Source organism: Rhizobium lusitanum, assembly GCF_014189535.1.
Taxonomy (GTDB): domain Bacteria; phylum Pseudomonadota; class Alphaproteobacteria; order Rhizobiales; family Rhizobiaceae; genus Rhizobium; species Rhizobium lusitanum_C.
The window spans coordinates 1,104,485-1,117,938 of record NZ_CP050308.1; the positions used below are offsets into that span (position 1 = coordinate 1,104,485).

12 protein-coding genes and 1 pseudogene are annotated in these 13,454 nt (G+C 61.1%); 9 read left to right on the forward strand and 4 right to left on the reverse strand.

What is annotated here, in order from left to right; genetic code table 11:
• Both HB780_RS19120 and HB780_RS19125 read left to right on the forward strand, forming a co-directional pair.
• A complete protein-coding gene (locus HB780_RS19120) occupies nucleotides 1–2,073 on the forward strand; it encodes a hypothetical protein (protein WP_183695071.1) in 2,073 nt (690 codons plus the stop codon).
• A 5-nt stretch (nucleotides 2,074–2,078) separates the two neighbouring features.
• Nucleotides 2,079–2,504: a GNAT family N-acetyltransferase gene (locus HB780_RS19125; RefSeq protein WP_183695074.1), complete on the forward strand. Its 426-nt coding sequence runs from the start codon at nucleotides 2,079–2,081 to the stop codon at nucleotides 2,502–2,504.
• Nucleotides 2,505–2,539: 35 nt separating this feature from the next.
• Here HB780_RS19125 and HB780_RS19130 read toward each other — a convergent pair whose 3' ends face one another.
• The gene (locus HB780_RS19130) at nucleotides 2,540–4,531 is read right to left on the reverse strand and encodes a PhoX family protein (RefSeq protein ID WP_183695077.1); all 1,992 of its coding nucleotides are present in this window, start codon (nucleotides 4,529–4,531) and stop codon (nucleotides 2,540–2,542) included.
• Nucleotides 4,532–4,673: 142 nt separating this feature from the next.
• Nucleotides 4,674–5,243 carry a GNAT family N-acetyltransferase gene (locus HB780_RS19135; protein WP_183695080.1) on the reverse strand — a complete coding sequence of 190 codons (570 nt, stop codon included), beginning with the start codon at nucleotides 5,241–5,243 and terminating at the stop codon, nucleotides 4,674–4,676.
• Nucleotides 5,244–5,607: 364 nt separating this feature from the next.
• On the opposite strand from HB780_RS19135, the gene HB780_RS19140 reads away from it, so the two are divergent.
• Complete coding sequence (locus HB780_RS19140; RefSeq protein ID WP_183695084.1) at nucleotides 5,608–6,597, forward strand: glutathione S-transferase family protein; 990 nt, start codon at nucleotides 5,608–5,610, stop codon at nucleotides 6,595–6,597.
• Between the two features lie 296 nt (nucleotides 6,598–6,893).
• On the opposite strand, the gene HB780_RS19145 is transcribed toward HB780_RS19140, so the two are convergent.
• Complete coding sequence (locus tag HB780_RS19145; RefSeq protein WP_435693921.1) at nucleotides 6,894–7,325, reverse strand: NUDIX domain-containing protein; 432 nt, start codon at nucleotides 7,323–7,325, stop codon at nucleotides 6,894–6,896.
• 110 nt (nucleotides 7,326–7,435) lie between these two features.
• Between HB780_RS19145 and HB780_RS19150 the strand changes: the two are divergent.
• The 5 genes and pseudogenes from HB780_RS19150 to HB780_RS19170 all read left to right on the forward strand — a co-directional run bounded on the left by HB780_RS19150 (nucleotide 7,436) and on the right by HB780_RS19170 (nucleotide 10,907).
• Nucleotides 7,436–8,370: pseudogene (locus HB780_RS19150) on the forward strand (metallophosphoesterase family protein).
• Nucleotides 8,371–8,465: 95 nt separating this feature from the next.
• Complete coding sequence (locus tag HB780_RS19155) at nucleotides 8,466–9,032, forward strand: tetratricopeptide repeat protein (RefSeq protein WP_183695091.1); 567 nt, start codon at nucleotides 8,466–8,468, stop codon at nucleotides 9,030–9,032.
• A gap of 211 nt (nucleotides 9,033–9,243) precedes the next feature.
• A complete protein-coding gene (locus HB780_RS19160; RefSeq protein WP_183695094.1) occupies nucleotides 9,244–9,759 on the forward strand; it encodes an RNA polymerase sigma factor in 516 nt (171 codons plus the stop codon).
• 20 nt (nucleotides 9,760–9,779) lie between these two features.
• On the forward strand, nucleotides 9,780–10,598 hold the full coding sequence (locus tag HB780_RS19165; RefSeq protein WP_183697257.1) for an anti-sigma factor family protein: 819 nt from the start codon (nucleotides 9,780–9,782) through the stop codon (nucleotides 10,596–10,598).
• A 111-nt stretch (nucleotides 10,599–10,709) separates the two neighbouring features.
• Complete coding sequence (locus tag HB780_RS19170) at nucleotides 10,710–10,907, forward strand: hypothetical protein (RefSeq protein ID WP_183695096.1); 198 nt, start codon at nucleotides 10,710–10,712, stop codon at nucleotides 10,905–10,907.
• A 58-nt stretch (nucleotides 10,908–10,965) separates the two neighbouring features.
• Here the strand turns inward: HB780_RS19170 and HB780_RS19175 are convergent, their stop codons facing one another.
• Nucleotides 10,966–11,370, reverse strand: a complete 405-nt coding sequence (locus tag HB780_RS19175; RefSeq protein WP_183695099.1) for a hypothetical protein — start codon at nucleotides 11,368–11,370, stop codon at nucleotides 10,966–10,968.
• A 363-nt stretch (nucleotides 11,371–11,733) separates the two neighbouring features.
• Here HB780_RS19175 and HB780_RS19180 point away from each other — a divergent pair, with 363 nt between their 5' ends.
• Entirely contained in the window at nucleotides 11,734–13,449 is a 1,716-nt protein-coding gene (locus HB780_RS19180; protein WP_183695102.1) for an ABC transporter ATP-binding protein, read from the forward strand.
• Nucleotides 13,450–13,454: the final 5 nt, after the last annotated feature.

The following is a 13,454-nucleotide window of genomic DNA, read 5'->3' on the forward strand; positions in this document are numbered from 1 at the left end:
ATGAATATCGGTTTCGCCCCCTTCCTACCCTGGCCCGTTCTCACCGCCCTCGCAGTGATCACACTTGCCATTGCCGCGCTCGCGGTCTTCCGGCGCATGCGTGGCGGCTGGATCCGCGCGCTCGCGGCATTTGCTTTGCTGGCGGCACTCGCCAATCCGGTGCTGATGCAGGAGGATCGCGATCAGCTCTCCACCATCGTCCCCGTCATCGTCGACCGCAGCCTGAGCCAGCAGACGCCGGAACGCATCAAGATGACCGACGAAGCGCTGGACGCGCTGAAGGACCGGCTGGCGCAATTCCCACGCATCGAGCCGCGCATCGTCGAGGTGCGCGAACCCGCCGAATCCGAATCTCCCTCGACGCGGCTCTTCTCCGCGCTCTCCTCGACGATCGCCGACGTGCCGCCCGCCCGCGTTGGCGGCGCGATCTTGCTGACCGACGGCGAGATCCATGACATTCCCGGCGTCAATCAGGCGCTCGGCTTCGACGCGCCGATCCACGGACTGATCACCGGCAAGCCGGACGAATTCGACCGGCGCATCGAAGTGGTGCGCGCGCCGCGCTTCGGCATCGTCAACGACGAACAGCAGCTCGTGCTGCGTGTCATCGACGACGGCAAAAGCCCTGGCGGCACGGGTGCCGTGACCGTCAAGATGAACGGCGATGAGATCGCAACGCTGCAGGCGACACCCGGCCAGGATACGCCCTTCAGCTTCAAGGTGCCGCGCGCCGGCAACAACGTGCTCGAATTCGCTGTCGCCGAAGTGCCGGGCGAAGTCACGCCCATCAACAACCGCACCGTCCAGATGATCGAAGGCATTCGCCAGAACATGCGCGTGCTGCTGGTCTCCGGCGAGCCGCATGCCGGCGAGCGCGCCTGGCGTAACCTGCTGAAATCGGACGCCTCCGTCGACCTCGTGCATTTCACCATCCTGCGCCCGCCGGACAAGCAGGATGGTACGCCGATCAATGAGTTATCGCTGATCGCTTTCCCGACGCGCGAACTCTTCGTCGACAAGATCAACTCATTCGACCTGATCATTTTCGACCGTTACCAGGACCGTCCCAACGTCCTGCCGACGATCTATTACGATTACATGGCCCAATATGTCGAAAATGGCGGCGCGCTGCTGGTGGCTGCCGGCCCCGAACATGCGGCCGGCAATTCGATCGCGCTGACACCGCTGTCCGCGGTGCTGCCGGCCGAACCGACCGGACAGATGGACGAGAAGCCCTTTTATCCGCGCCTGTCGGATCAGGGCCGCAAGCATCCGGTGACGCGCGGCCTTGACGGGTCGGATACCGAGCCGCCGCATTGGGGTCGCTGGTTCCGCAGCGTCGATGTCGAGAAGCCGCAGGGCCAGACCGTGATGGTCGCTGCCGATAACAATCCCTTGCTGGTGCTGAACCGCGTCGGTCAGGGCCGCGTCGCCATGCTGCTTTCCGACGAAGGCTGGCTCTGGGCGCGTGGCTTCGAAGGCGGTGGCCCACATGTGTCGCTCTATCGCCGCATCGCCCACTGGCTGCTGAAGGAACCGGCACTCGAGGAGGAGGCCCTGACGGCGCGCGCCGCCGGCCGCACGCTGGAAGTCACCCGCCAGACGATCGGCGACGATCCCGGCCCCGCCACCATCAAGTCTCCCTCCGGCAAGACACAGACATTGCCGCTGAAACAGAGCGAGCCCGGGCTCTACCAGGCCGAGAAGCGCATGGACGAGATCGGGCTTTACCAGATCGCCAATGGCAATCTCTCGACGCTGGTGCATGTCGGCGCAGTCGACGCGCCGGAATTCAAGGCGATGATCTCGACCACGGAGACGCTGAAGCCTTTGGCGGAAAAGACCAAAGGACTTGTCACCCGGGTCGCCACCGCCAGCGGCGGTATAACCGTCCCGCCGATCCTGCCGGTGCGCGGTGCGGTCCGTGTCGCCGACGATCAGCGCCTGACTATCCGCATGACCGACGAGACCATCCTGAAGGGCATCAACAACCTGCCGCTCTTTGCGGGCTTTGCCGGTCTTGCCGCCCTCCTCTTTGGCTTTTCCGCCATGTGGTGGCGTGAAGGACGGTGATTGCCATGTCGCGACTTGATGTAACGGACACTCCTTCCGAAAGCGACCTCGCGGCGATCGGCGAAGGCCTGACGGCCTTCAACGCTGCCGATGTCGGGCCCTCCGAGCGCCGCGCGCTTGCCGTTCTGATCCGCGACGAAAGCGGCAAGACCATTGGCGGCGTCTCGGGCTATACGGCCTGGGGCTGGCTGTTCACGGCCTGGCTGTTCGTGCCGGAAACACTGCGCGGCCAGGGCATGGCCGGCAAGCTGCTGGAAGCGGCGGAAGCGGAAGCGGTGACGCGAGGTTGTTTCGGCGCCTGGATCGACACCTTCAATCCGCAGGCGCTACGCGCCTATCAGCGACAGGGCTACGCCATCTTCGGCGAGTTACCGGACTTCCCTGCGGGTCGCAGCCGTTATTTCCTGCAGAAAAAACTATCGCCCCGCTGAGGCAGACGGGGCGATAGCCTGTTCTTTACAAAGCTTTAGACGGCGATCTTGCCACCGCCGGTCTTGGTGATGGCCACCACGGCGGGACGCACCGGCATGTCCGGCTTGAAGTCCGGCCAGCGCGTCGACAGATCCTCGTAGTAGGATGGCCGGCCGTGACCGGACCAGTCATCGCCGCCATCGCCCGGATGCTGCACGGCAACGAAAGCCGTCTGGTCATCGGGCAGGAACAGCGGGCCGCAAAGTTCGGCACCGACGGGCACGCGGTAGAACAGCTTCGAGGTCGCCCGCGCATCGCCTTCCGTATCGACGGCCCAGAGACCATCGGTGCGGCCGGTCGCCTTGTTGCTGTTACCATCCGTCGCTACCCAGAGACGGCCGGCAGCGTCGATGGAACAGTTGTCCGGCATGCCGAACCAGCCGTTCTTCGTCGTCTCGGTCGAGAAGGAAGCACCGACAGCGGCAACGGAGGGGTCGCCGCATTTCAGCAGCACTTCCCACTTGCCCTTGGTTGCCGAGAACACGCCGTCTTCTTCGCTGATCTCGATGATGTGACCAAAGGCATTATCGGCACGCGGATTGGCGGCATCGACCTGATCGGCCTTGCGCTTGCTGTTGTTGGTCAGCATGACATAGACCTTGCCGTTGACGGCATTGGGTTCGATGTCTTCCGGCCGGTCCATCTTGGTCGCGCCGAGCAAGTCGGCGGCACGGCGCGTTTCGATCAGCACGTCGGCCTGGCTGGCAAAGCCATGTTCCGCCGTCAGCGGCCCCTGTCCGAAGGTCAGCGGTAGCCACGCAAGCGTACTGTCCTCGGAGAACTTGGCGACATAGAGCGTGCCGTTGTCGAGCAAATCCAGATTGGTGGCGCGGTCGGCGGCATTATAGGTGCCGGCGGTCACGAACTTGTAGACATAATCGAACCGTTCGTCGTCGCCGAGATAGAGGACCACACGGCCGTCCTTGGAGACGATATTGGCAGCACCCTCATGCTTGGTGCGGCCAAGTGCGGTGCGCTTCTTCGGCACCGATTGCGGATCGAGAACGTCGACTTCGACGACCCAGCCGTAACGGTTCGGCTCGTGCGCCTCTTTGGAGAGATCAAAACGTTCGTAGAAATTCGCCCATTCGTAGCTGCCTTCCGGCACGCCGTAGCGCTTGTAGTTGGCGGCTTCCTTATGGCCTTCCGGCAGCTTACCGGAAAAATAGCCGTGGAAGTTCTCCTCGGCCATGATGTAGGTGCCCCAGGGCGTAACGCCGCCGGCGCAATTGTTGAGCGTGCCGAAAACCTTGGCGCCGGTCGCGTCGGCCGAGGTCTTCAGCCGATCATTGCCGGCAGCCGGGCCGGTCAACTGCATCTCGGTCGTCGCGGTGATGCGGCGATTGTATTTGCCATCCGGCACGACCTGCCATTTGCCGTCGACCTTGCGGATCTCGACGACGGTGCCGCCATGCGCGGCCATTTCGATGTCCACCTGCTCCTTGCTCAGCGGCGCCTGCTTGATCTTGCCGTCGGCGATTGTCACCAGACCCGGAAACATCAGATGCGGATTGGTATATTCGTGATTGACCACCAGCAGCCCGTGTTCGGAGGAACCCTCCAACGGGATATAGCCGACATAATCGTTGTTATAGCCGAACTGGCGACGCTGTGCCTCGGCGGACTGGTTCTTCGGATCGAAAGCCGGCGAATCGGCAAAGAGCGCGTCGCCCCAGCGCAACAGCACATTGGCGTCATAGCCTTCGGCGACATGGTGATCGGCATCGACACCGGCTTCAATTTCCTTGAAGGCGAAGGCCGAGCCGCCGGCCGCACGGGCCTTCTCCGCGCTCACCAATGCGAGCGGCCCTACCGTCGCAGCGATGGCGGAAACAGCGAGCGACCCTTGCAGGAAGCCGCGCCGGGAAAAGCGACGTCCGATGATTTCCCCCATCGTCGGATTGTCGGTACAGTTATGGCCCTCCCCGTCAGCGTCTTCCAGCTGACTGGTCGGAAATATATCTTTTTGCGTGAGATTTTCAGTCATTGCACTACCCCCAAAAGTTTCGCAATCGCTCTTCATCAGAACAGGCAAAACTCTAGGTTGGCCGTATGACAGGTAGATGAAAAATACCCGCGCAAGGGAGCGCGCGGGCAGTGGTTGGCCGGATCTGTGAAAATCGTTGCGGTTAGACCGCGATCGCCACCAGCGGCAAATCTTCGTCGTCAACGTCATCGGCAAGGACAGCCGATGCGGCGTCATCATGCCAGGCAATCATGCCCTTCAGCCGCTCATGCGTATCAACAGCAAGCGGCACGACGAGCACCCGGCCCGGATCGACCGGCCCCGGAAATGCCAGCGCATTATAGGCCACCTTCTCGAAGCCGAGCGGGCCGTAATACGGCGGATCGCCGACCAGGATGACTGCTTCCGACCCCTTGCGCTTGGCAGCCTCGATCGCGATCCGCACCAATTCCCGGCCGATGCCCCGGTTCTTGTGCGACGGGCGAACGGCGAGCGGTCCGAGCAGATGTCCCTTGACCGAGCCGGCAAGAACCGGCGTCATCCGGACGGAGGCAATCGTCTCGCCGTCGTCGGCGCAGATGAAGGAGAGCGTGCGGTCATGCGGCCCTTGCTCGCGAATCCGCGCAGCGGCGCGGGTGAACCGGCCGGGACCGAATGCTTCTTCGTTGATGAGTTCGATGACAGCGTCGTGCGACGCATCCTCAGTGAGGTAGACCAGATCGTGCTTGTACATTAGACCAATGAAACCAGATAGACAGACGGGATGGTTCTCGAAAACGCTTCTCGAGCGTTCGGGATCATCAGCGTCGTCGCAGGCTTCTGGTTGCTGTCATGACAAGCGGTCCTCAAAGTGTGACAAGCCGGATAGCAGGAAATTTTCGGTTCGTCCAATGTTAAATGCGGGCGGTCTTTTGTTGACGGATGATCGTGTCGAGATGATGACATTTGCCCAGGACATGATCTTGTCCGAAAATCGCTTCGCGATTTTCGCGAGGATGTCGTAACGCACTGTTCATCGTTTACCGTCTCGCAATTCCACGAACATACCGTATTTTCCAGATCAAGTTTTTAGACAGGATCTCCGAAAGGATCGGGCAATGGGCATGTTGGTTGACGGCGTCTGGCATGACGTCTGGTACGACACGAAGGAAACCAAAGGCCATTTCAAGCGCGCTGCCTCGCAGTTTCGCAATTGGATCACCGCCGACGGCGCGCCGGGGCCGAGCGGTACGGGCGGCTTCAAGGCCGAGGCCGGGCGCTACCATCTCTACGTCTCGCTCGCCTGCCCCTGGGCACACCGCACGTTGATCTTCCGCAAGCTGAAGAAGCTCGAGAGCCTGATCTCCGTCTCCATCGTCGATCCACTGATGCTGGAAAATGGCTGGGAATTCAAAGGCAAGGACGGCGGCACGATCGATCATCTCTTTGGCGCAAAAGCGCTCTGGGAAGTCTACGTCGAGGCAGATCCGCATTATTCCGGCCGCGTCACCGTTCCCGTCCTCTGGGACAAGCAGACCGGCACGATCGTCAACAATGAATCTGCCGAGATCATCCGCATGTTCAACAGCGCCTTCGACGGCCTGACCGGCGCGAAGGATGATTTCTACCCGACGGACCTTAGAGCCGAGATCGATACCCTGAACGAGGTGGTCTACGACACAGTCAACAACGGCGTCTACAAATCCGGCTTCGCCGGCACGCAGGAAGCCTACCAGCAGAATGTGCTGCGCCTGTTCGAAACCCTCGACATGCTCGACAAGCGCCTGGGGGCAAATCGCTATCTCCTGGGCGACCAGCTGACCGAGGCCGACTGGCGGCTCTTTACCACGCTCGTGCGTTTCGACGCCGTCTATGTCGGCCATTTCAAATGCAACATCCGCCGCATCGAGGATTATCGCAACCTGTCCGGCTATCTGCGCGACCTCTATCAGGTCCCCGGTGTCGCCGAGACGACCAACCTTGCGCATATCAAGGATCACTACTACCGCAGCCACAAGACGATCAACCCAACCGGCATCGTCCCCGTCGGTCCCGATCTGGATTTTAACCATCCGCATGGGCGGGAAGGATTGGTGAAGACGGCTTGAGGCACGGTCAATCTCTCCCCCTTGCGGGCGAGAAAGCAAAATCAGCATTTAGCGTCAGCTAAGTGCTAGATTTTGCAAAAGAGGGGGTAAGCAGGGACGCAAGATGCAGACCCCCGCTCTTGCAATTTCAATGGCTTAGAAATTGCGCCAAACCTCGAATCCTGAGCTGCTTTCAAAGCCGCAATTCCTAAACCAGTGAAATTGCTTTCTCGCCCGCCAAGGGCGAGATAGGCTTCCCCCGCCGCTCGTTTGGCTTTCCACGTCGAACCGCGTCATGATGTTCGGAACGAAAGCCGTCACCAGTAATTCGACGGCGCCTCGCCACCTTCCAGCTCCTTCAGCCGCCGATACGTCGCCTTGGTCGTCCCCGGCGGCAGGGCGTCGAGCGAAAAGAATCCGCTTTCGACGATCTCGAGATCAGGCTTGCGCGGCGCGGTTTGTTCCACTTGCACGCGGAAAAAGACGACATGGTCGCGCTTGCTGGTGCGGTTGTTGAGATAGACTTGGAAGAGCTGCGGCCGACCGGATATCACCAGATTGCCCTCTTCCCGTAGTTCCTTTGCCAGCGCCTGCTCCACCGTCTCATGACGCTCGACGCCGCCGCCGGGCATGTGCCAGCCCGCGATGTAGGAATGCCGCACCAGGAAGATCCGCCCTTCCTGATCGAAGCACGCTGCCCGCACGCCCATGGTCATGCTGCGGGTGAGCGCGAAATAGCTGTGGAGCATCCAACCAAGCAGCCTTGCCCGCCAGCTGCGGGATTCGTCGGGAGCGACGCCCTCGCTCATGCCTCGGCTCCGCCGATGTGATCGACCAGCGGCAAATGGATGTATTTGTTTTGACAATGGACTGGGCTATGTCTCAACCCATGTTCAAACTCGCGCATATTTCCGACGTTCATCTGGGTCCCTTGCCCCGGCTTTCGATCAGAGAACTCGCCTCCAAACGCATTACCGGATTTGTGAACTGGCACCGAAACCGGCGCAAGCATCTTTTCGGCGGCACTCTCGATCTTCTTCTGGACGATATCAGGGCGAAGCAGGCCGACCATCTCGCGGTGACCGGCGATCTCGTCAATCTCGGCAGCGGCATTGAGATCCGCACCGCCGCCGAATGGCTGAAGACCGTTGGCGACCCCGCCTTCACCTCCGTCGTTCCCGGCAACCACGATGCCTATGTGCCCGGTGCCTATGAGAAGGCTATGCGCGCCTGGTATCCCTATGTTCAGGGCGATCATGCACCGCCGGAGTGGCCGAACAACCAGCACATCTTCCCCTATCTGCGCATCCGCGACCGTGTCGCCCTGATCGGCTGCTCGACGGCGGTGGCAACGCCCCCCTTTGCCGCCAGCGGCTTTTTTCCGCCCGGCAGGCGCGCGAGACGGTGAACATGCTGCGTGCCGCCGGCGAGGCCGGTCTGTTTCGCGTCGTGATGATCCACCATCCGCCGATCCGTGGCGCGACCAGCTTCTACAAGCGCATGATCGGCATCCGCCGCTTTGCCGCCGTGATCTCCACCGGTGGCGCCGAGCTGGTCCTGCACGGCCATACCCATCTGAACACGCTGCATTGGCTGAATGGCCCGACCGGCCCGGTGCCGGTTATCGGCATCGCCTCGGCCTCGCAAGGCCCCAGCGGGCTGAAGCCGGCGGCCGCCTATAATCTCTTTACCATCGCCGGCCATCCGGGCGCTTGGGAGCTCAAGGCCGAGCGCTTCAGCCTCAATGCCCACGGCGATGGCGTGGATGCCCAGGGTGTCGACATCCTGGCGTGATAAAGGTGGCACTTTGTGAAAGCGGCCCTATCGTTTCGGTAGCGTTTTCGAATATCCGGAGCTACAATCAGCCCATGTGATTTCGGGAGGATGATATGGGCTTTGGCGTCGCGATGAAGAATTCCGCCATGATGGCGCTTGCCGCCGGATTTCTGATCGGCGCCAGCCTGCAGGCCTTCGCCGCGGGCTCAGAGAGCGACGAGACCGCGCCGCCGCCGAAGACCAAAACGACCACCCAATGCACCGATGGCAAGGTCTGGGACAAGGACAAGAAGGAATGCGTGAAACCGCAGAAAAGCGGCTTCAACGACGACCGGCTTTTCCAGGCAGCGCGCGAGTTCGCCTATGCCGGCCAGTATGACAACGCCATCACCGTCCTGAAGCTCGCCAGAAACCAGGATGATCCCCGCATTCTCAACTATCTCGGCTATTCCAACCGCAAGGCCGGCCGCATGGAGCTCGGCATGAGCTACTACCGAAAAGCCTTGCAGCGGGACGAGAACTATATCCTCGCGCGCTCCTACATGGGTCAGGCCTTGCTCGAACAGGGCGACGTCCAGGCGGCCCGTGTGCAGCTCGTCGAAATTCGCGATCGCGGCGGCGAAAATAGCTGGGCCTATCGCTCGCTACAGCAATCGCTGAAAGGTCAGATCACCTATTGAGACGGTACGGGGCACTGCCTTCCTCAAGATCGTGTGAGACCGCCAAGAGGAAGCGCCCAACCGCCTTTGAAGACTTGCGAAGCAACAGGAAAATGGTTCATACCAACACAGAACGATCCTTCGGCTCACGTAGCTTCTCCGCAGAGAGAGGCCGTCTTTCGCCGCGAGGTATCCGCAACCCGACAACCCTCAACACTTCCTTGGAAAGACAATGCCGACGCCGGTAGCAGCCATCGATATCAGACGCGATCTGGTCAGCCTTCTCCCGAAGCTCCGGCGCTTTGCTATAACGCTGACCGGTGACCTGGCCGAGGCGGACGAACTGATACAGAGCGTCTGTCAGCGCGGTATCGCCAAATTCCACCTCTGGAACAATGACGGCCGGCTGGACAGCTGGCTCTATACCATGGCCCGCCACCAATGGGTGGACGAGGCACGGCGCCACCGGCTGCGGTCGGTCACCAAAGGCAGCGCGCTGGAAAAGGGCGAGCCGGCGACGCCGGGCATACATATTAATCCGGTCGAAGCGAGCGAAGCGCACCGGATGGTCACATCTTTGCCCGAAGGACTTGCCAGTGTCTTCCTGCTCGTCGATATCGAGGGGCATAGCTACAAGCAGACGGCCGATATTCTCGGCATCCCTCTGTCGACGGTGGCGTCGCGGCTTTCCAGCGCCCGCCTTCACCTTGCCGCCCAGGGACACAGCCGATCGCCGCGAAGGTTTTAGCATTGCAGGACATGAAGAAAATGCCGCTCGAAGCCCGCCTGTCCGCCTTTATGGACGGCGAGACGAGCCGTGAGGAGAAGGACGAGCTGGAGCGGCTCATCGCATCGGATCCGGAAGCGCGCCGGATTTTCGACGAGCTGAGGCATGGCTCCGACGTCGGCCGCAAGGCATTCGAGGAAGTGCTGAAGGAGCCCGTGCCGCTGGCGCTGGTGCGCTCCATCAAGAGCGCGCAGCCCCCGAAGGCGCGCGAGCCCGCTCCCAAGTTTTCCCGGCCATCCCTGAAATTTGCCCCGACCGGCCGTCAAACGCTCGCCGCCGCCCTCATCCTGTTCGTCATCGGCGGTGGCATCGGCTATCTCTTGGGCATCCTGCCGACAGGCGCGCCAGCCCCTACCCCGCCCGCGACCGCGCAGAACCGCACCTGGCTGGACGACATCGCCGCCTACCACCGCATCTATTCGCGTCAGCCGCGCCATATGGTCGAAGTACAGGCAACCGAGGCCGACGAGATCACCAGATGGCTGACGGGCACCGTCGGCGTGAAATTCAATCTGCCGGATCTTGCCGCCGACGGGCTCGTCTTCCAGGGCGCGCGCATGTTCATCGCCGACGGCAAGCCGGCCGGCCAGTTGATCTACAAGAATCTCGACGGCGACGTCATTGCCATCTGTTTCACGAAAGACGAAGGCGTCGCGGATAACGGCAATCTCGATGAGACGATCAAGGACGATGTGAGTATCGTATCCTGGCATCGCAACAGCACCGCCTACGCCGTCGTCGGCCCCTCCTCCGACGCGATGCTCGATGAGATCGCCAACCGGGTCTCGACGGAAATTTAAGCCGATCGCCGACCGAGGTCCTGCTTGCGGCTTTGGCCCAGCGGGAGGATACTACTCCTCCATCAATCGCACCTGGAGGTATCGTGCGATGGGTAACCCTGGAGATCAATGATGTCCGACATCCTGCTGACTATCCCGGAGATTGACGAGCGCATTGCGGCAATCAGGGGAAACTTGCGCGATTTGATCGAGCAAGCCGCCGCCTATTCCGGCGCGGCGGACGAAGAACGGGCGTCGGATCGCATCGCCGATCAGGAAGAAGAACTCGAACGCCTGATCAAGCGTCGAGACGAGCTTTCCAAGACTTAAATCCTGAGCGCGAAAAGACGGGAGGAGCGGATTGCCCTTCCCGTCTCCTTTTATAGGATCAGTGAGACGGCGCCGGCAAAACCGTCGTCGCGATTTCATCGCCTGAAAAGATGATGAAGGCGAACAGCAGCACACCGACGAATGTGACAATCGCCGCCGCCGCCACGACCGGCTCCAACGCCATATTGCCGAGCAGCATGAAATAGAGCGACGGCACCATCACCGCGACGCCCGCCGTGTAGATGTAATATTGGATCATCGCCAGCCGCCTTTCCGCCTTTCGCGGGTTCAGCGCATGATAACCGCCGAATATCGCCATGGTCACCCAGCCGAGAAGGTTCGCATGCGCATGGGCGCCAATGACGCTGTGATCCTCGGTGATCGCCATTTTGAGACCCATCCCGATTCCGACGATCAGGAATATAATCGCCGTCCTGAAGTATAGATTGGCAATGCGCGGCATGATTTCCCCCATGAGTTTGTTGGATCTCAAAAATATCACACGAACGTATTTCCGAAAATACTGATTTCAAGATCACCATCAGGGTATTTTCTTTAAAAACTCTGATCTTTACATAAACTTCCGAGTTAACGAACAGTACTGACGTCAGCACGGGATGAGAGCACCCGCGCCGATGGCACGAGCCAGAAAACCCTACTGACATCGCCGCCGTCATGCGCTATACAACCACCAAGCGACTTTCAGAGGAGAGTACTTTGATGAGAACCCACGGCACAGGAAACCACCGCTGAAAAGCAGTGCCGTGAAAGGCTACTTCTTCAGCCCATCCATCAAATTGCCATCTCTCGCCCCTGGAGGGCACTCATGTTTCGTCGCTTCGAAAAGCTCGTCGATCCATTCCAGCACTATGACGACCTGACCCCGCCGCCGGATGCCTGGCGGTATCTCAAAAGCAATCTGCGTCCCTTCCGCTTCGTCATGGCCATGAGCCTTGCGCTCACCGTCATCGGGCGGCCGATTGCCGGCTATCTCCGGGAAAGCCTCGACGACATCGCATTCCGGCCGAATGCCGAAACACTGGTCCGCTGGCGGGCGCATCGCCATGTGCTCAGGCAATCCGTCGGCTGGTTCCGCCAGGATTTTTCCGGACGTATCGCCGCCCAGGTGCGCGATATCGGCAACTCCGCCACCGGAGCGGCCTATGCCGTGCTGCATACCCTATCCTTCGTCATCATCTATGTCGCCGGCTCGCTTTGGCTGATGGCCTCGATCGATCTGCGTCTCGTCTGGCCACTGCTCATCTGGGTCGGCTGCTATCTCGGCCTGATGGCCGTCGTTATCCCCAAGCTGCGCGAGGCATCCGAAGAGTTTCAAGGCGCCTATGCATCCCTGACCGGCATGCTGGTCGATACCTATGCCAATATCGACATCATCAAGCTCTTCGCCAATGCGGCCAAGGAGGACCGTGAAGGACGGGAGCGTTTCGCGGCAACCCGCGAGACGTTCGTGCGGGTCCAGAAGCTCGAGGTCCTGGTCAATTCCAGCATGCTGTTCCTCGGCAGCTTTCTGATCGTCGGGCTGGTCGGCTATGCCGTCATCCTGTGGCAGGGCGGCAGCGCGCCGCTTGGCCTGATCGCCGCCTCGCTCGCCTTGAGCTTCCGAATCACCGGCATGGCAGAATGGATGCTCGACGCCGTATCGTCGCTATTCGGCCATCTCGGCGCGATGCGGCAATCGCTGCTGACCGTGGCGCAACCGCTCGCCATTGCGGATGAGCCCGGCGCGAGCGAGCTTGTGGTCAACAGCGGCACGATCGCCTTCCGCGACGTGACGCACCACTACGGCAAGAGCAATGGCGGCCTGAACGGTGTCTCGCTGCTTATAGCACCGGGCGAAAAAATCGGCCTTGTCGGTCGCTCCGGCACGGGCAAGTCGACGCTCGTCAATCTGCTTCTGCGGTTCTTTGATCCCGAAGCTGGCTCCATCGAGATCGACGGGCAGGATATCCAACGCGTCACCCAGGAAAGCCTGCGCCGGCAGATCGCCATGGTGAGCCAGGATGCCGCCCTGCTCCATCGCTCCGTTCGTGACAATATCGCTCATGGAGATCCGCGCTTTTCCGAGAGCGCGATTGCAGTGGCGCTGGATAAAGCTGCGGCTAGTGAATTCGTCGCCACCCTGCGAGACCACGAGGGTCGCACCGGTTACGATGCTCATGTCGGCGAACGCGGCGTCCAGCTTTCGGGCGGCCAAAGGCAGCGTATCGCGCTTGCCCGCGCCATCCTGAAGGACGCGCCGATCCTCGTGCTCGACGAGGCCACCTCTGCCCTGGATTCGGAGGTGGAAGCCGTGATCCAGGACACGCTCTATCGCGTCATGGAAGGTAAAACGGTGATCGCCATTGCTCACCGCCTCTCGACCATCGCCCGCATGGACCGCATCGTCGTCCTCGACGAAGGGCGGATCGTCGAGAATGGCACACATGGCGAACTGCTCAGCCGAAACGGCATTTACGCCGCTCTCTGGGCACGCCAATCCGGCGGCTTCATCGGTGACGACGATCCCGCCGTGCCTGAATAGGCAGA